The following is an 18,017-nucleotide window of genomic DNA, read 5'->3' on the forward strand; positions in this document are numbered from 1 at the left end:
CCGCGCGCCGGATCGCCGGGCTGTCGCGGCGGCCCGGGCGGCGGGTAGCCTGCACTACACGTATCGCTCAGGGCGCGCGTGCGGACGGCGTCGCCGGCGGCGGCGCGGCCGGTCCGCGGACCGCTCCGGGTCGCGCAGAATAGGGGCGGTACCACGAGCGAGCGGTACCGGCGCGGGCACTACGGTACGGCGCGGCGGCCACGGGTCCGGAGGTCAGGACCCCGGTGGGCCTCCGCCGTCCGGTGGCCGCGACGTTCCGGCCACGGCCGCTGGCCGCCGGCGATAGGCTGCAGGTAAGAAGACTGGGAGAGAACCGACGCCGTGAGTGCTGCGATGCGAAGCCGTACCCCCGACCGGCTCTGTGCCGAGGCCGTCGAACTCGCCAGGCAAGCAGCGGACGAGGCGGTCGGCGCGGAGGTCGTCGGTGCCCACCTGGGAGCCCGTGCCGAGGGCGAGCGGGTCGTCACCCACACCTTCGAGTGCCTGGACGCCGCCTACCGCGGCTGGCACTGGGCGGTCACCGTCGCGCGGGCGCCGCGCGCCAAGGTGGTGACCCTCGACGAGACCGTGCTGCTGCCCGGCCCGGACGCCGTGCTGGCCCCGCAGTGGGTGCCGTGGAGCGAGCGGCTGCGCCCCGGTGACCTGGGCCCGGGCGACCTGCTGCCGACCGACGCGCAGGACCTGCGGCTGGAGCCCGGCTGGACCGGCGAGGACGAGCCGGCGCCCAACTCGGCCGTCTTCGACGGCGAGGAGGACCTCGAGGTCACCGACCCGACGGTGCAGCCCGCGCCGGCCCGCGCCCAGATCGGCGCGGTCGCCGAGGAGCTGGGGATGTCCCGGGCCCGGGTGCTCTCCCGACTCGGCCTGCATCTGGCCGCCGACCGCTGGGAGAAGGCGTACGGCCCGCAGACCGCGATGGCCCAGTCCGCGCCGGCCAACTGCACCAGTTGCGGCTTCCTGATCCCGATCGGCGGCTCGCTGGGCCAGGCCTTCGGCGTCTGCGGCAACGAGTACGGTCCGGCCGACGGCCAGATCGTCTCGCTCGCCTACGGCTGCGGCGGGCACTCGGAGGCCGCCGTGCTGCCGGCCCCGCCGGTGCCGGCCGAGCTGATCCTGGACGAGACGGTGGTCGAGCCGATGCAGCTGCACCCGGACCGGGCCGGCGGCTCGGTCGAGCCGGACGCCCCGGCCGAGGAGCTGGGCCACTCCTGACCCCACCCCGCTGTTCCGTACCCGCCGCGACCCGAGAACGGGCCGCGGCGTGCGGCTGTCAAGGGCCCTGTTGGTCGGTCGGACCGCTCGCTCGGGGGAGAATGCCCCAGACGGCAGGTCCTGGTGTGACAGACGGGGAAGGCGGCGGGTCCAGTGGAGCCTCGCATCATCGGCAGCGGCGACGAGCAGGTCGCGGACCCCTTCGGCACGGCCGCGCTGCGCCGACGTGTGCTGGACGCCTGGACGGCCTCCCCGGCCCGGTTCCGTGAGGACGCCAACGCCGAGGAGGAGCTGGCCCTCGGTGGCTACCGGGACCGGCTGGTGGTCGAGCTGGCGCAGAACGCCGCGGACGCCGCCGCCCGGGCCGGCCGTGGCGCGGGCCGGCTGCGGCTGACCCTGGCCGACGGTGTGCTGGCCGCCGCCAACACCGGCGTGCCGCTGGACGCCAGCGCGGTGGAGTCGCTCTCCACCCTGCGGGCCTCCTCCAAGCGGGCCGACGCCGGCCCGACCGTGGGCCGGTTCGGCATCGGCTTCGCCGCCGTGCTGGCGGTCAGTGACGAGCCGGCGATCCTCAGCGGCTCGGGCGGGGTCCGCTGGTCGCTCGGCGAGGCGCGCGGGCTGCTCGACCAGTCGGCCGCCGAACACCCGGAGCTGGCCGACGAGTTGCTCCGCCGGGGCGGCCATCTGCCGCTGCTGCGGCTGCCGTTGCCGACCGAGGGCACCCCGCCGGCCGGCTACGACACCGTGGTGCTGCTGCCGCTGCGGGACGCCGCCGCGGAGGACCTGGCCCGCCGGCTGCTGGACGGGATCGACGACGCGCTGCTGCTCACCCTGCCCGGGATCGCCGAGCTGGTGGTGGAGACCCCGGAGGGCGGCCGCCGGACGCTGACCCGCTCGGCCGCCACCCGCACCGAGGACGGCCTCGGCACGGTCACCCTCGCCGACCGCACCGCGGACCGCATCGAGGAGTCCTTCTGGCAGACCGTCACCGTGACCGGCGCGCTGCCGCCCGAGCTGCTGGCGGACCGTCCGGTGGAGGAGCGGGCCCGGCCGTACTGGACGGTGACCTGGGCGGTCCCGGTCTCCGCCGTGGGCACCCCGCAGCCGCTGCCGGTCGCCCCGGTGCTGCACGCGCCGACCCCGAGCGAGGAGCCGCTGGGCATCCCGGCGCTGCTGATCGCCTCCTACCCGCTGGACCCGACCCGCCGGCACGTGGCGCCCGGGGCGCTGGCCGACTTCGTCACCGAGCGGGCCGCGGACGCCTACACCGACCTGCTGCGGGCCCGTGGCGCCGACCTCGGCTCGCTCGCGCTCGTGCCCGGGCCGCTCGGCCAGGGCGCGCTGGACAACGCGCTGCGCACCGCGGTGCTCGGCCGGCTGCCGGGCACCGCGTTCCTGCCGCACCCGGCGGCGGTCGAGCCGGGCACCCCGGCGCTGCGCCCGAAGGACGCCACCCTGCTGGAGGGGGCGGACAGTTCGGTGGTCGAGGCGCTCGCGCCGATCTTTCCCGGGCTGCTGCCGGCCGGCCTGGAGCGGCGGGCCGAGCTGCGCGCGCTGCAGGTGCGGCGGGTGCCGCTGGCCGAGGTGGTGGACCAGCTCGGCGGTCTGGAGCGGGAGCCGGCCTGGTGGCGCAGCCTGTACGGGGCGCTGGCCGGGGCCGATCCGGAGGCGCTCGGCGCGCTGCCGGTGCCGCTGGCCACCGGCCGGACGGTGACCGGCCCGCGCCGGGTGCTGCTGCCCTCGGACGCGGCCAACTGGGCCGGTTTCCCCGGCTACCCGGAGGCGCTGGCCGAGGCGCTGGCCCTGCTCGACCTGCGGCTGGCCCACCCCGACGCCGCGCACCCGCTGCTGGCCAAACTGGGTGCGGTCACCGCCACCCCGGCCGGGGTGCTGGAGACCCCCGAGGTGCGGGCCGCGGTGGCCCGTTCACTGGACATCGCCGAGGACGACGACGAGATGGCCGGTGAACTCGCCGACGCCGTCCTGGCGTTGGTCAAGGCGGCGGACGCGAAGCCGGGCGACCACCCGTGGTTGGCCCGCCTCGCGCTGCTGGACGACGAGGGCGAGCCGGTCCGGGCCGGTGAACTGGTGCTGCCGCACAGCCCGTTGGCGGCGCTGGTCCGCCCGGAGGACGCGCCGTACGTGGACGAGGAGCTGCTGGACCGCTGGGGCGTCGAAGTCCTCTCCGCGGTCGGGGTCCTGAGCGAGTTCGTGCTGGTCCGGGCGGAGGACGTGGTGCTGGACCCGGACGACCTGGAGCGGCTGGACCCGACGGTGCCGCACGACCGGGCCTCCGGCGGCGCGCCGACCGGTCTGCTGGACGAGGCGCCGGACGGGCTGGCCGACTGGTGCGAGGAGACGCTGGAGGCGGTCTACGCGGACGCCGCCGCGCTCGGGGTGCCGCCGGTGGCCGCCGAGCTGCTGGCCGTCCGCGACCTCGACCTGGTGGACGAGGAGGCCTGGCCGCAGGCGCTCGCGCTGCTGGCCCGGCCGCCGTACCGGGACGCGGTGGTCGCCCCGGTCCGCGCGCTGCTGGCGGACGGCCGGTACGCCGACCTGCCCCCGTACACCGCCTGGTGGCTGCGCGACCACCCGGTGCTGGACGGCCGGGAGCCGGCCGGGCTGCGCGCGGCCGGCGCCGACCCGCTGCTGCGCGGTCTCTACGACGAGGCGCGGACCACGCTGGACGAGGAGTTCCTGCACGCGCTGGGGGTGCGCACCACGCTGGCCGCGCTGCTCGCCGAGCCGCACGGTCCGGACGAGCTGCTGGACCGGCTGACCGACCCGGCGAGCGAGGTCGGGCACCGTCAACTGCACGGCATCTACTCGGCGTTGGCCGGGGTGGAGGTGGAGTCGGTGCCGGCTTCCCCCCAGGACGCGGTGCGGGCGTTGCCGCCGCTGGACCCGGCGACCGGCCGGCGCCCGGCGCACACCGTGCTGGTGGACGCCACCGAGGCGGTCGTCGCGGACGCCCCCGACCTGGTGCAACTGCTGCACCCGTACCCGCTGGTGCCGGTGGCGCCCGCGCTGGCGGCCGAGTTGGCCGAGCGGCTGCACGTCTCGCTGGCCAGCGAGATCGCCGGCGGCCGGGTGCTCTCGGACGGATCGCTGCATCGAGTCCCGGCGTTCGTGCGGGAGTTGCTGCCCGGCTGCCCGGTGGCCTACGAGGAGCACGAGGAGCTGCTGGTGGTCGGCCCGGACGGCGAGGAGGCGGCGGTGGACTGGCGCTGGGACACCTCGGCGCCCGCGCCGGAGCTGCCCTATGATCCGGAGTCCGCCGAACTCGCCGATGAGGACGACGAGTTCGAGAACGCGCCGGTTCCCGGGCTGCTGCACGCGGCGACCCCGGAGGGCCTGGCGGCCGGGCTCGCCTGGTCGGTCGGCCAGTGGCACCGCCGGTTCGAGGTGCTGGCCGCGCTCACCGAGCCGGACCGTGCCTACGAGCTGTCGGCGGCCCGGGACTTCGAGTCCTGACGCGGTAACCCACCTCTCCGGCGCGGCTGTTGTCGGTCTATTGATCCAGGCCGCGCCGGACGTGGTGCCAGACCACTTCCAGCAGCGCGCCGGCGACCAGCGCGATCGCGACCCCGGTCCACGGGTCGCGCTCGCCGACCAGCCTGAGTTGGAAGAAGTCGGAGAGGAACGGCACGGTCAGCACCAGGGTGAAGGCCAGTCCCATCGTGCCGATCAGCAACAGCCGCCACCAGCTGTACGGCCGGGCCACGATCGCCAGCACCCAGATCGCCACCAGGAAGAGCGTCAGGGTGGCCACGCTGGTGTCCGCGGTCAGGTCGGTGCCCCGGTCGGCGCGGGCCAGCGCGTACGCCGTGAAGGTGGCCGCGCCGGCGATCACCCCGGCCGGTACCGCGAGCCGCAGCACCCGCCGGACGAAGCCGGTCCGGGCCCGCTCGCTGTTCGGCGCCAGGGCCAGGAAGAACGCCGGGATCCCGATGGTCAGCGCGCTCAGCACGGTGGAGTGCCGGGGCAGGAACGGGTAGGGCAGCTGGGTGAAGACCACCAGCAGCGCCAGCAGCACCGAGTAGACGGTCTTCACCAGGAAGAGGCTCGCGACGCGTTCGATGTTGCCGATCACCCGGCGGCCCTCGGCCACCACCGAGGGCAGCGTGGCGAACCGGTCGTCGAGCAGCACGATCTGCGCGACCGCCCGGGTCGCCTCACTGCCCGAGCCCATCGCCACGCCGATGTCGGCGTCCTTGAGCGCCAGCACGTCGTTGACGCCGTCGCCGGTCATCGCGACGGTCCGCCCGCGCGACTGCAGGGCGCCGACCAGCGCGCGCTTCTGCCGCGGGGTGACCCGGCCGAAGACCGTGGTGCGCTCGGCGGTGTCGGCCAGCCGGCCGGGTTCGGCGGGCAGTGCCCGGGCGTCCAACGGGTGCTCAGCGCCCGGCAGTTCGAGGCCGGCCGCGACCGCGCCGACCGAGACGGCGCTGTCGCCGGAGATCACCTTGGCCTCGACCCGCTGGTCGGCGAAGTAGCGCAGGGTGGCGGCGGCGTCCGCGCGGACCCGCTGCTGGAGCACCACCAGGGCCAGCGGCTGCAGGCGTGCGGCCGGGTCGGGCGCGTCCAGCGGCACCGGGGTCCGGCCGAGCAGCAGCACCCGCAGGCCCCGCGCGCCCAACTCGTCCACCTCGGTCAGCGCCGGGTGCCCGACCGGCAGCAGCACGTCGGGCGCGCCGAGCAGCCAGCTGGCCTCGCCGCCGGTGGGCTCCAGCAGTTGCACCCCGCTCCACTTGCGGGCGGAGGAGAAGGGCATGGCCTCCAGCACCCGCCAGTCCTCGCGCTCCCGGCCGTCCGGCTGCCGGCCGTCCGCACCGAAGGCGTCGGCCACCGCCCGCATGCTCGGGTTGGGCCGGGCGTCCGCACCCGCCATCACCCCGAGCGCCTGGCGCAGCGCGCCGTGGTCCAGCGGGGCCCGGCCGCCAGGGCCGGTCCCGTCGGCGGCCGTGGTGAGGGTGGCGCCGTCCAGCGGGCGCAGCGCCAGCACGTCCATGCCGCCCTCGGTGAGGGTGCCGGTCTTGTCCAGGCAGACGGTGTCCACCCGGGCCAGGCCCTCGATCGCCGGCAGCTCCTGCACCAGGCACTGCCGGCGGCCGAGCCGCACCACGCCGATCGCGAAGGCCACCGAGGTCAGCAGCACCAGGCCCTCGGGGACCATCGGCACGATCCCGGCCACCGTCCGGCGCACCGCCTCGCGCCAGTCGTTGTGCTCCACCGTCCACTGGCTGATCACCAGGCCGAGCGCGGTCGGGATCAGCAGGTAGGTGATGAACCGCAGGATGCTGTTGATGCCGGTGCGCAGCTCCGACTTCACCAGGGTGAACCGGCTGGCCTCCTCGGCCAGCTGGGCGGCGTAGGCCTCCCGGCCGACCTTGGTGGCGGTGAACGCGCCGACCCCCGCCACCACGAAGCTGCCGGACATCACCGCGTCGCCCGGCTGCTTGAGCACCGGGTCGGGCTCGCCGGTGAGCAGCGACTCGTCGATCTCCAGGCCGTCCGCCTCGGTGACCTCGCCGTCCACGATCACCTTGTCACCGGTGCCGAGCAGCACGGTGTCGTCCAGCACGATCTCGGCGACCGCGATCTGCCGGGGCTGGCCGTCCCGGCGGACCTCGGGTCTCGCCTCACCGATCAGCGCCAGGCTGTCCAGGGTGCGCTTGGCGCGGATCTCCTGGACGATGCCGATCGCCGTGTTGGCCACGATCACCAGGCCGAACAGGCCGTCCTGGATCGGGCCGACCACCAGGATGATCGCGAAGAGCACGCCGATGATGGCGTTGAACCGGGTGAACACGTTGGCCCGGACGATCTCGGCCACCGAGCGGCTGGAGCGCACCGGCACGTCGTTGACCTGGCCGCGGGCCACCCGCTCGGCCACCTCGGCGCTGCTCAGCCCGCCGCGCCGGCCGCCGGACGGGCCGCAGGCGTGTGCCCCGGGGGCCGCTGCCGAGCCGGCGGCCGCCACGGCGTCGTCCGGGTCGGTGGTCTCCTCCGCGGGGTGCGTCATGGCACCGACTCTACGGGGGTGAAATGTCCGGTGCGTGCTACTAAAGTCCTATTTCCGGCCGACCGGGTGGGGGACTCGGGTGGGGGACTCAGGTGGGGGTCAGTCGGCCGCGGGGCCGGACTCCGCCTCCTGCTGCGCGCGACTGCGCTGGATGGCGGCCCGGCGGGAGCGGCAGTACCAGAGGCCGATCAGCCCGAGCAGGCCACCGGAGAGGCAGATCCACTGCCAGTTGCCGTGGCCGTCGGCGGTCAGCCTGTGGTGGAACGGGAGCAGCGCCAGGAAGGCGACGAACCAGAGCACCGTGCCGGCGCCGACGATCGCGACGTCGTTGGCTTCCAGCGGCGGGGGCGCGGGGCGCAGCGGGATCTTCGGCACGAGGAGCAAGCTTACTTGCTGCCCGGCCACCGGCCGGGCTGGCCGGCCGGGCCCCGGGCGGGAGGCGACCGGGTGCCAATCGGTAAGTGGCGATGCTCTACGCGCGAAGATAGCGCGGGCCCGAACGGCAATTCATACTAAAGACGCCGGTTGATCGCGGCGTGTCAGCTTGCCCGTCAGCCTGACCTGCTGCCTCGCCACCCCTGCCGCAGTGCCGGTCACCGTCGCCCCGGCCTCCTGCCACCGCCTCCTCCGCCCCCACCAGAGGACACCGCATGCCATCCGTGGCCCAGCCGACCATCGAGTCGCCCGAGCCCAGCCAGCAGTCGCCGAACGCCTCGGCCGGCGCTGTCGACCGCTTCTTCCGGATCTCCGAGCGCGGCTCCAGCTTCGTCCGCGAGGTCCGCGGCGGCGTCGCCACCTTCTTCACGATGGCGTACATCCTCGTGCTGAACCCGATCATCCTGTCGAACGCGGTCGACATCAACGGCACCCACCTCAACGGCGCCCAGCTGGTCACCGCCACCGCCCTCACCGCCGGGCTGACCACCCTGCTGATGGGTGTGATCGGCAACGTCCCGATCGGGCTGGCCGCCGGCCTGGGCGTGAACACCATCGTGGCGCTCCAGCTGGCCCCCAAGATGACCTGGCCGGACGCCATGGGCATGGTCGTGCTGGCCGGCTTCTGCATCATGCTGCTGGTCGCCACCGGACTGCGCGAGCGGGTGATGAGCGCGGTGCCGCTCGGCCTGCGCAAGGCCATCGCGATCGGGATCGGCCTCTTCATCTCCCTGGTCGGCCTGGTCGACTCCGGCTTCGTCAGCCGGATCCCGGACGCCGCGCACACCACCGTCCCGCTGCAGCTCGGGGGCACCGGCCACCTGCTGCACTGGCCGGTGCTGGTCTTCGTGCTGGGGCTGCTGCTCACCATGGTGCTGGTGGTACGCAAGGTGCCCGGCGCGATCCTGATCTCCATCGTGGCGATGACCGTGCTGGCCCTGGCGATCGACGAGCTGGCCACCGTCCCGGCCGACCTCTGGGGCCTGACCGTCCCGAAGTGGCCGGGCAACCCGGTCGCCGCGCCGGACTTCGGCCTGGTCGGCAACGTCAGCCTGTTCGGCGGCTTCCACCGGGTCGGCCCGCTGACCGGGATCCTCTTCGTCTTCACCGTGCTGATGAGCTGCTTCTTCGACGCGATGGGCACCATCCTCGGCGTCGCCGACGAGGCCCACCTGCTGGACGCCAAGGGCGACCTGCCCGGCATCAACCGGATCCTGATGGTCGACGGCATCGCCACCGCCGCCGGCGGCGCCACCTCCGCCTCCGCCAACACCTGCTTCGTCGAGTCCACGGCGGGCGTCGGGGAAGGCGCCCGCACCGGCTTCGCCAGCCTGGTCACCGGCGGCCTCTTCCTGGTCGCCCTCTTCCTCACCCCGCTGGCCACCATGGTCCCGGCCCAGGCCGCGACCCCGGCCCTGGTCACCGTCGGCTTCCTGATCCTGGCGAACTCGATCAGGGAGATCGACTGGGCCGACTTCACGATCGCCATCCCGGCGTTCCTGACCATGGTCCTGATGCCGTTCACGTACAGCATCACCAACGGCATCGGCATGGGCTTCATCACCTTCTGCGTGCTGCGCCTCGCCACCGGCCGGGGGCGCTCGGTCCCGGTCGCCCTGTACGTGGTGGCGGCGGTCTTCGCGTTCTACTACCTGATGCCGGCCCTGGGTCTGGCGAAGTAGCCCCCGCTCGCAGCCCGATTCCCCGGCCCTCCCGTGTCCCGCGCGGGAGGGCCGGGGATTTCGATATCTGAGTTCCGCCACTTTTGATATCGTTTCTCGTAGTCGGCTACTGAGGAGTGACCATGGCACGAACCGTCATCGACCTCGACGACGACCTCCTGGCCGAAGCGCAGCGCCTCTTCGGGACCACGACCAAGGTCGCAACGGTCAACGCCGCCCTGTTGGAGGTGGTGAAGCTGGCCCGCCGGATAGAGCTCGCGGACGCCATCGCCAACGGCGAGTTCAACCTTCTGGACGAGCCGGGCGATCAGGCGGCGGCGTGAGCCGGGAGCGCTATCTGATCGACAAATCGGCTCTCGCTCGGTGGGGCAAGCCCACCGTGCGGCCACTGCTCGACGACCTCTCGCAGCGGGCGCTGCTCGCCGTGAGTGCGGCAGTCGAGATGGAGGTTCTGCACAGCGCTCGCTCGGCCGCAGAGGCGGACCGGCTTCGACACCTCCTCACCGGCTTCGACTACCTCCCCTGTACGGACGAAGTCTGGGACCGTGCGAAGGACATCCAGCATCAGGCGCTGTTCCGGGGTAATCATCGCGCCTTGTCCATGGCCGACATGCTCATCGCGGCGACGGCCGAGCGCCACGGCGTCACCGTCCTGCACTATGACGGTGACTACGACATGATCGCGGCCATCACCGGACAGCCCACCCGCTGGGTCGTCCCGGCGGGCAGCGCCGACTGAGGCAGGGGGCCGACCGGTCGGCGAGCGTCTCTGGTAGCTTCCCGCTCTCCGAGCTGCGCGGCATGATCGACCGCCGGGAGATCGTCAGCAGCGCGACCTTGGTGGGCGTGCTGCAGCTGCTGCTGGATGCCGGCAACTCCCGAGCAGAGAAAGCGATCTGAGGCGTCGGGCGGCGATGCCGCCCGATCCTCCCCGGACCCGCGGCGCCGGTGAAGCCTACGCGCGGACGTTCCGCTCCACGGACGGCGCCGCCTTCGGGTCGGCCAGCCGGTGCCCCTCGCCCGCGGCGGCCCGGAGCAGGACGTCGGCGAGTTCGACGGGGGAGGAGAGCATCGGCCAGTGTCCGGTGGGGAGTTCGAAGAAGCCCACCCGGGGGTCGGCGAGCACCTGGAAGCGCGGGTCGCCGGTGGCGACCAGGCCCTCGGCCATGGCGATGCTCAGGCCGTTGTCGGTGCAGAAGACCCCGGACGTCGGGATCGCGGCGACCGCTCCGGACAGCCGCAGCGGCTGGGTGAGGGTGCCCAGTGGCTGCGGTGCGGCCAGGCGGACCAGCCGGGCCCGGGCGTCCTCGGAGATGCCGGCCAGGCTCCCCCAGATCTCCCGGTCCTCGAGTGGCGGCGGGGGGATCGACCGGCCGTCCCCGGACGCCCCGGCCCGCTGCCGCACCCGCTCGCGCAGCTCGCAGGGCGTCTGCTCGAGCACCGAGCGGCCGTCCTCCGGCATCGGCGCGTCCAGGTAGACGATCCGGGCGATCCGCTCCGGGCGCCGGTCGGCGGCGCCGAGCACCGGGTAGATGCCGTAGCAGTGCCCGACCAGCACCAGCCCCGCGTCGCCGGCGTCCACGTGGTCGATCAGCTGCACCAGGTCCTCGATGTGCGTCTCCAGATCGGTGCCGGGGCCCGCCAGGTGCCGGCGGTCGCCGAGGCCGGTGAGCGTCGCCGGGTGTGCCGCCGCCCCCGACTCCCGCAGCCGAGCGGTCACTTCACGCCAGATCCAGCCGCCGGTGTAGCCACCCGACACCAGCACGAACGTCGTCATGATCTCCTCCTCCTGCGCGGTGCTCCGCGCTCCCCGGTACGGTAGGAACTCCCCCTGAGGGAGGTTCAAGTCTTGTCCGGCACCTGGAGTATCGGAGAGCTCGCCGAGCGCGCGGGCGTCACCGTCAAGACCGTCCGCTTCTACTCCGATCGCGGCCTGCTGCCCGAGGCCGTCCGCAGTGCCGGGGGACACCGCCGGTACGGCCTCGAGGCGCTCGACCGGCTGCGCCTGATCCGCGCGCTGCGCACCCTCGACCTGCCGGTCCCGGAGGTGGGCCGGGTCCTGGCGGAGGAGGACGCGCTGGAGGACGTCATCGCCGGCCGGCTGCGGCAGGTCGGCTCGCAACTGGCCGCCCTGCGGTGGCGGGAGGCCGCGCTCCAGTTGCTCCGGGACTGCCCCGCCGAGGAGCGCGCCGATCGGTTGCGCCTGGTCGGTGCCATGACCACGCCGCCCAGTACGGACGCCCCGGCACGCTTCTGGCGTCGCCTGCTGCCCGCGCGGTTGCCCGCCCGGCTGGTCTCCGCGATCGTCGAGGCGGCGGTGCCGCAGCCGCCCGCGGATCCGACCCCGGCCCAGGTGCTGGCCTTCGCCCGGCTGCACGCTCTGACCTCGCGGGCCCGGTTCGACAGCGACCAGTGCCGGCCCGAGGACCGGCACGTGGGCGAGCGCCCGGCCGTGCTCTACGACGGGCTCGGCGAGGCGTACGCGCTGGCCTCGGCGGACCTGCGGGCGCGGCGGCCGCCGTACCAGGGCGAGGCGCTCGACTGCTTCGTCGCCGCGCACGCCCACTCCCGCGGCACCCGGGACACGCCCGCCTTCCGCCGGCAGCTCGGCGTCCGGCTCGCGCGGAGCGCGGATCCGCTGATCAGCCGCTACTGGGAGCTCGCCGCCGAGCTGTCCGGCCCGCCGGAGCCGACCATGGGGGCCGCCCACGACTGGCTCCGCACCGCGCTGGACGCTCAGTCCGCCTCGTCGGCTCGCTGAACCCGGACCCCTGCCGGTCCGGGCCCCTGCCGGTCCGGAACCTCGCCGACTCCGGCTCCCGGCCGCTCAGACCGGCAGCTGCCAGCCGGGGCCGTCCTCGGCGCCGAGCCGGACCAGCTGACCTCGTGGTGTCACCGTGATCCTGAACTCCCCTTGCCGCGGCGAGCCTCGGCGCCGCCACCGGAGGACCGCGTGCTCCACCTGGTCCCAGAGGCGGAGCGGTCCGCGTTGGGTGACGGTCCAGCCGCCGGCGACGTCCGGTTCGGTGCGGGCCTGCGAGCCGGTGGCGACGTCCAGCAGGATCTGGCGTTCGCCCGCGCCCGTGCGCTCCGCCGAGGGGGCGCCGAGCTGGGCGACCCAGGCGCCGGTCCAGGTGTCGAGTGTGGCGGGGTCGATCCGGCTGGGCCGCTGGTCGCCGGGGGCGAGGGTGACGCTCCGCCGGGGCGGCGGCGTGTGGGACCGGGCCAGCGGGAGGTTCGGGCAGTCGGGCAGGAACCGGCCGGCGGCGTGGCCGGGTGCCGTGACGGTGAGCAGGGCGAGCCCGGAGCCGTGCGACCAGCCGGACAGCGTGGCGAGGATCCTCCCGCCCGGCTTCACCTGGTGGAGCCAGCGGTGCGGCAGGTAGCGGACCGCGCGGGTGGCGATCAGCCGGTCGTACGGGCCGGCCCCGGCGTGGCCGTCGAGTTCGTCCCCGACCACCAGCGTGGGGGAGTACCCGGCGGTCCTGAGCGCGGTCGCGGCACGGTCGGCGGCCTCGGGGTCCGCCTCGACGCTGACGATGTTCTGGTCGCCGAGCCGGTGCGCGCCGAGGGCCGCCGAGTAGCCGGTGCCGGTACCGATCTCCAACACCCGGTGACCACTGCGGACTTCGAGCCGCTGCCACATCGGGAGGGCCAACTCGTCGAAGGCGTTGGAGGGGAAGGCTTCCCGGGGCACGGCCTCGGCGACCCTGTGCCACGTGGGGTCGACGGTGGTGAGCTGTTCGAGCGGGGTGGCGGGGGCGGTCACGTGTGGGGGCCTCTCGGGAGCTGATCGGTGTTGAGCGGTGAGCGGGCGAGGTCGCGCAGGCCGTTCGCGACCGAGGCGTGGAAGGCTTCGCGGCCGCGGTCGTACTCCTGGGGCGCGGTGCGTCCGCAACGGGGACACGCGCACGGGCCGTTCCCGAGTGGGGCGAAGCTGCCGCGGTGGTCGGCCCGGTAGGTCGCTTCGGGGGCCAGGTCGATCCGCTCGCCGGTGGTGGTGATCCGGTAGGTGCGGATCGTCATCCGGCTCACCGGCTCAACCCCATGCGCACAGTGGACAGTTCGGCCAGCCCAGCGGGCACGGCTGCGCCGGGGATGACGCGGGCGACGCAGAGCGCGTGCGCCAGGAGGTACTCGGCGATGGCCAGCAGCGTCCGGGCGCCGCAGCCGCCGAGCTCGACGTGCGCGCCGTGCCGGGTGTTGGTGATCCGGAACGCCTCCAGGCCGACCAGCGGCGGGAGTCCGGCCACCTCCAACGCTCGGACAAGGGTTCTCACCGCCAGTTCCGCTTCCGCTCGGTGGTCCAGCTCCTGGCGGAGCTGGGTCGTGTCCGGTACGAGGGTCGGCCTGGTGTGCGACATGAGTCCTCCCGAGGTGTGTTGTCCACGAACCCCGGGACAAGTCGGGCCGGCCGGGGTCACACTGAGTGTCGGCCGGTGACGAACCGACTACCAAGCGTTTCCGCAGGACGGACGATCTGTCATAGAGAGGACGGCGCGAGATGGCACCTCGCAGACGGGTGACGACGGACTCGACGACGGCCAACAGCGCGGCCGAACGGTTCGGCGCCGAGCTGAGGCACTGGCGTGAGTCGGTCGCACTGATGACCCAGGCCGAGCTCGCGAGCCGGATGCACTGCGATCAGTCCTGGATCTCGGCGATCGAGAACACCCGACGGACGCCGACCGCCGACTTTGCCAAATCGGCGGACCAAATCCTTGGCACGCAAGGAGTGTTGAGTCGAATGATCCCCGCGATTGAGTGCGAGTCGCAGGATCTCTACCCCGACTGGTTCCGGGCGTTCGTCGAAGCCGAACGGCGGGCCCAGGCGATCCGGGAGATGCAGACCGGCCGTATCTCGGGGCTCCTGCAGACCGAGGAGTACATGCGGGCGCTCTTCATCGACTTCGATCCCACCGCCACTCCGGCTGAGATCGATGAGCGCGTGACGGCGCGTCTGGAGCGGCAGCAGCGCCTGTTCGATCAGAGCGTGACGCTGGACCTCCTGCTCGACGAGGACACTCTTCGTCGCCAGATCGGCGGTCCAGTGGTGATGTACCGGCAGCTCCAGGCAGTCCTCGCGGCGTTTCGACGGCCCAACATCACCGTGCAAGTACTTCCGTTCGAGCTGGGCGAGTTAGCTGGGCCAGGTGTCTCAATCAACCTGCTTGAGATGGCAGATGGTCGGCATGTGGTCTATTCCGAAAGCCTTACGCGCGGACACCTCATTACCGATCAGACGGAGTATCAGAAGTGGCTACGCCGCTATGATCAGGCAAAAGCCCACGCGTTGAGCGTGCGTGAGTCGGCCCGCCTGATCCGCTCCATCCTGGAAGGGATGATCAACATGCTGCCGCCCAAGGAACTTCCGGGCGCCCCATGGCGCAAGTCCACCTATTCCGGTGGGAACAGCGGTCAGTGCATCGAGGTCGCCGACGGCTTCCACAGCGTCACCCCGGTTCGCGACTCGAAGGACCCGGACGGCCCCGCGCTGCTCTTCCCCGCCGGCTCCTTCGCCGCGTTCGTCGACGGCGTCAAGGCGGGCCGCTTCGGCGCGGTCTGATCGCGATCACTCGCGCCGTCACCCGCCGTGATCGAGGCCGGCGCGAAAGTGGTGAGTGCCTGCCCGCCGGACCCCGCCGCGTCGGCGGTCCGGAGTCAGGGCAGATGCTAGAAATGACGATATGTACAGGTTGGGTCGGTTTTCGGTCTTCCGTCGCCTGCCCTGGCCGTCGCGCTGCCCGCCGCCCGACAGGGGGCCAGGCCATCGGCGGGGCCACTCGGGCTCCGATCGAGGGCGTGGAGCCGGAGACGGCGGCCCGGCCCCACGTCGATCCGGCGGCCGGTCCTGGAAGGCGTCCCTGGCCTCGCTCTTCAGCCTGCGGAGCGTCGCTGGTCAGGCGTTCGTCTGGCAGCTGGCGGTCCTGGTGCTGCTTGCGGCCGCCGCGATCGCGACCCTGGTGCTCAGGACCACGTACGACGCCCGGAACGACGCCCGCCACCGGTCACTCGCTGTCGCGGAGGGCTTCGCGCACTCCCCGGGCCTGGCGCCGGCGCTGCGCTCGCCCGATCCCACAGCGGTTCTCGAACCGCTCACCGTGGCGGCCCAGCAGGGTTCGGGTGTCGACTTCGTCGATGTGCTGAGCACGAGCGGCATCCGTCTCACCGACCCGGTACCGAGACTGATCGGCCAGCGTGTCCAGGGCGACGTCGGACGGGCGGCGGCCGGGCAGCCCCTCACCGAGGTCTTCAAGGGCAAGCCGTGGGACGCGGTGCGAGCCCTCGTTCCCATCACCGACGCGCACGGCGTCGTGGTCGGCATCGTCTCCACGGGCGTGCAGACGGTGGACCTCGGTGCCAGGGTCGACCGTCAGCTGCCGCTCCTGTTCGGCGCCGCGGCGGTCGTGCTGGCCATCGCCACGGGCGGGGCGGCGGTGGTGAGCAGGCGGGTGCGGTCCCAGACCCACGGCCTGGGGCCGGTCGAGATGACCCGGATGTACGAGCACCACGACGCCGTCCTGCACGCGGTCCGCGAAGGCGTGCTGATCCTGGACGCGGACCAGCGGTTGGTGCTGGCCAACGACGAGGCCCGTCAGCTGCTCGGCCTGCGCCCGCCCGTGGAGGGGCTGCCGCTGCGGGACCTGGGTCTGGCCCCCGAGATGGCCGCGCTGCTGGCGTCCGGGCGCGCGGTCACCGACGAGGTGCACCCGGCCGGGGACCGCCTGCTGGCCGTCAACCTCCGGCCCACGGCGGTCGACGATGGGCCCGCCTGGTCCGTGGCCACGCTGCGGGACACCACGGAACTCCGGGCGCTGGCCGGTCGGGCCGCGGAGGCCCAGGACCGGCTGAAGCTGCTGAACGAGGCCGGCACGCGCATCGGCACCACCCTGGACGTCGGCCGTACGGCGCAGGAACTGGCCGAGGTGGCGGTACCCCGGCTCGCCGACTTCGTCAGCGTCGACCTGCTGGAGACCGCGCTGAGTGGGGACGAGCCGCTCCCGGGGCCGATCACGGGCGCGGTGCTGCGCCGGGTGGCGCACCACTCCCTCCTGGAGGGCACGCCGGAGTCCGTGGTCGGGGTGGGCGAGGTCGACCGCTACACGGAGCACTCACCGCACGCCCGCTGCCTGGCGACCGGGCGGTCCGAGCTGCACCCGGTGCTGGACCGGGCCATCGGCGCCTGGGTGGCGGAGGACCCCGTGCGTTCGGCCAGGAGCCGCAGCTACGGGTTCCACTCGTGGATCCAGGTGCCGGTGATCGCGCGGGGCATCACGCTGGGAGTGGCGGACTTCGTCCGCTACCGGCGCCCCGAACCGTTCGAGACCGACGACCTGGCTCTGGCGGAGGAGCTGGTCGCCCGGGCCGCCGTCTCCCTGGAGAACGCCCGGCGCTTCAACCGTGAGCGCACGGCGGCCCTCACCCTGCAGCACAGTCTGCTGCCCCGGCGGCCGCCGGCGCAGTCCGCCGTGGAGGCGGCCTTCCGCTACCTGCCGGCGGATCCCCGGCTGGGGGTAGGGGGCGACTGGTTCGACGTGATCCCGCTGTCCGGCGCGCGGGTGGCGCTCGTCGTCGGCGACGTGGTCGGGCGCGGCATCCACGCCTCCGCGACCATGGGCCGGCTGCGCTCCGCGGTGCGGACGCTCGCCGACGTCGATCTGGCTCCGGACGAGCTGCTCACCCAGCTCGACGACCTCGTCATCCGGCTGGCCGCCGAATCCGAGACGGACGCGGACCTCGCCGTGACCGGAGACATCGGCGCCACCTGCCTCTACGCGATCTACGACCCGGTCTCGGGGCGCTGCACCCTGGCCCGCGCCGGACACCCGGCACCCGTCCTGACCCACCCGGACGGCACTCCGGCCGTCCTGGACCTGCCGACCGGACCCCCGCTCGGCCTCGGTGGGGTTCCGTTCGAGGCGGTCGAGACGGTCCTGCCCGAGGGGAGCCTGCTCGCCCTCTACACCGACGGCCTGGTCGGGTCCCGGCAGCGTGCCATCGACACCGGGCTGGACGAGCTGCGGCGGGTGCTCGCCATCCCGGAACTCTCCCTGGACGCCCGGTGCGACCGGGTCGTCGAAACCCTGCTGCCGGAGCGCCCCGCCGATGACGCCGCCCTGCTGCTGGCCCGGGTCCGGCGCCTCGACGGCGGACGGGTCGCCACCTGGGAGGTGCCCGTCGATCCCGCGGCGGTGGCCGGGATCCGCGCGGACGCCGGCCGCCGGCTGGCGGCCTGGGGCCTGGACGAGGCCGCCTTCGTCACCGAACTGGTCGTCAGCGAGTTGGTCACCAACGCCGTCCGGTACGGTGGCGCGCCCATCCGGCTGCGGCTGATCCACGACCGGACGCTGATCTGCGAGGTCACCGACGGCAGCAGTACCGCACCGCACCTGCGTCGGGCCCGCGTGCTCGACGAGGGCGGTCGCGGACTGCTGCTCGTCGCGCAGCTCACGCAGCGCTGGGGCGTGCGACAGACCGCGAACGGAAAGATCATCTGGTGCGAGCAGGCGCTCCCCGTGAATGCCCCGGGACCGGACTGATGGACCGTCGACCCGGGCGGCCGGCCGCCGCTCGGGTGCACCCACGCCGGGGGGGGGGGGGGGGGGGGGGGGGGGGGGGGGGGGGGGGGGGGGGGGGGGGGGGGGGGGGGGGGGGGGGGGCGC

14 protein-coding genes and 1 pseudogene are annotated in these 18,017 nt (G+C 73.8%); 9 read left to right on the top strand and 6 right to left on the bottom strand.

Features of this window, described 5'->3' with window-relative positions; translation table 11 throughout:
- Nucleotides 1–333: 333 nt before the first annotated feature.
- Both ACIGXM_RS30955 and ACIGXM_RS30960 read left to right on the top strand, forming a co-directional pair.
- A complete protein-coding gene (locus ACIGXM_RS30955) occupies nt 334–1,212 on the top strand; it encodes a DUF3027 domain-containing protein (RefSeq protein ID WP_396566682.1) in 879 nt (292 codons plus the stop codon).
- Nucleotides 1,213–1,365: 153 nt separating this feature from the next.
- Nucleotides 1,366–4,686, top strand: a complete 3,321-nt coding sequence (locus ACIGXM_RS30960; protein ID WP_396566684.1) for a sacsin N-terminal ATP-binding-like domain-containing protein — start codon at nt 1,366–1,368, stop codon at nt 4,684–4,686.
- 37 nt (nt 4,687–4,723) lie between these two features.
- Here ACIGXM_RS30960 and ACIGXM_RS30965 read toward each other — a convergent pair whose 3' ends face one another.
- Nucleotides 4,724–7,237, bottom strand: coding sequence for an HAD-IC family P-type ATPase (locus tag ACIGXM_RS30965; RefSeq protein WP_396566686.1), 2,514 nt, complete (start codon nt 7,235–7,237; stop codon nt 4,724–4,726).
- Between the two features lie 99 nt (nt 7,238–7,336).
- Entirely contained in the window at nt 7,337–7,612 is a 276-nt protein-coding gene (locus tag ACIGXM_RS30970) for a DUF2530 domain-containing protein (protein WP_396566688.1), read from the bottom strand.
- 275 nt (nt 7,613–7,887) lie between these two features.
- Here ACIGXM_RS30970 and ACIGXM_RS30975 point away from each other — a divergent pair, with 275 nt between their 5' ends.
- The 4 genes and pseudogenes from ACIGXM_RS30975 to ACIGXM_RS30990 all read left to right on the top strand — a co-directional run.
- Nucleotides 7,888–9,354: an NCS2 family permease gene (locus ACIGXM_RS30975; protein WP_396566690.1), complete on the top strand. Its 1,467-nt coding sequence runs from the start codon at nt 7,888–7,890 to the stop codon at nt 9,352–9,354.
- A gap of 122 nt (nt 9,355–9,476) precedes the next feature.
- Nucleotides 9,477–9,677, top strand: coding sequence for a type II toxin-antitoxin system VapB family antitoxin (locus ACIGXM_RS30980; protein WP_396566692.1), 201 nt, complete (start codon nt 9,477–9,479; stop codon nt 9,675–9,677).
- Nucleotides 9,674–10,093, top strand: coding sequence for a PIN domain nuclease (locus tag ACIGXM_RS30985; protein WP_396566694.1), 420 nt, complete (start codon nt 9,674–9,676; stop codon nt 10,091–10,093). The genes ACIGXM_RS30980 and ACIGXM_RS30985 overlap by 4 nt, the downstream gene beginning before the upstream one ends.
- A 41-nt stretch (nt 10,094–10,134) precedes the next feature.
- Nucleotides 10,135–10,254 (top strand): annotated as a pseudogene (locus tag ACIGXM_RS30990) (NUDIX hydrolase); the annotation flags it as partial.
- 55 nt (nt 10,255–10,309) lie between these two features.
- Here the strand turns inward: ACIGXM_RS30990 and ACIGXM_RS30995 are convergent.
- Nucleotides 10,310–11,131 (bottom strand): alpha/beta fold hydrolase, encoded by an 822-nt coding sequence (locus ACIGXM_RS30995; RefSeq protein ID WP_396566696.1) that lies wholly within the window; start codon nt 11,129–11,131, stop codon nt 10,310–10,312.
- Nucleotides 11,132–11,203: 72 nt separating this feature from the next.
- Between ACIGXM_RS30995 and ACIGXM_RS31000 the strand changes: the two genes are divergently transcribed.
- Nucleotides 11,204–12,115: a MerR family transcriptional regulator gene (locus ACIGXM_RS31000; protein ID WP_396566698.1), complete on the top strand. Its 912-nt coding sequence runs from the start codon at nt 11,204–11,206 to the stop codon at nt 12,113–12,115.
- A gap of 66 nt (nt 12,116–12,181) precedes the next feature.
- Here the strand turns inward: ACIGXM_RS31000 and ACIGXM_RS31005 are convergent, their stop codons facing one another.
- Genes ACIGXM_RS31005 through ACIGXM_RS31015 form a run of 3 tightly spaced genes read right to left on the bottom strand, consistent with a single transcriptional unit; the run spans nt 12,182 to nt 13,718 of the window.
- The gene (locus ACIGXM_RS31005) at nt 12,182–13,123 is read right to left on the bottom strand and encodes a methyltransferase domain-containing protein (RefSeq protein WP_396566700.1); all 942 of its coding nucleotides are present in this window, start codon (nt 13,121–13,123) and stop codon (nt 12,182–12,184) included.
- A complete protein-coding gene (locus ACIGXM_RS31010) occupies nt 13,120–13,380 on the bottom strand; it encodes a hypothetical protein (RefSeq protein WP_396566702.1) in 261 nt (86 codons plus the stop codon). Before ACIGXM_RS31010 ends, ACIGXM_RS31005 begins: the two co-directional genes overlap by 4 nt.
- Before the next feature lie 5 nt (nt 13,381–13,385).
- Nucleotides 13,386–13,718, bottom strand: a complete 333-nt coding sequence (locus ACIGXM_RS31015) for a hypothetical protein (RefSeq protein WP_396566704.1) — start codon at nt 13,716–13,718, stop codon at nt 13,386–13,388.
- Nucleotides 13,719–13,858: 140 nt separating this feature from the next.
- On the opposite strand from ACIGXM_RS31015, the gene ACIGXM_RS31020 reads away from it, so the two are divergent.
- On the top strand, nt 13,859–14,920 hold the full coding sequence (locus ACIGXM_RS31020) for a Scr1 family TA system antitoxin-like transcriptional regulator (protein WP_396566706.1): 1,062 nt from the start codon (nt 13,859–13,861) through the stop codon (nt 14,918–14,920).
- Nucleotides 14,921–15,284: 364 nt separating this feature from the next.
- Complete coding sequence (locus ACIGXM_RS31025; protein WP_396566708.1) at nt 15,285–17,894, top strand: SpoIIE family protein phosphatase; 2,610 nt, start codon at nt 15,285–15,287, stop codon at nt 17,892–17,894.
- The last annotated feature ends 123 nt before the right edge of the window (nt 17,895–18,017 follow it).

Source organism: Kitasatospora sp. NPDC052896, assembly GCF_044547075.1.
GTDB lineage: Bacteria > Actinomycetota > Actinomycetes > Streptomycetales > Streptomycetaceae > Kitasatospora.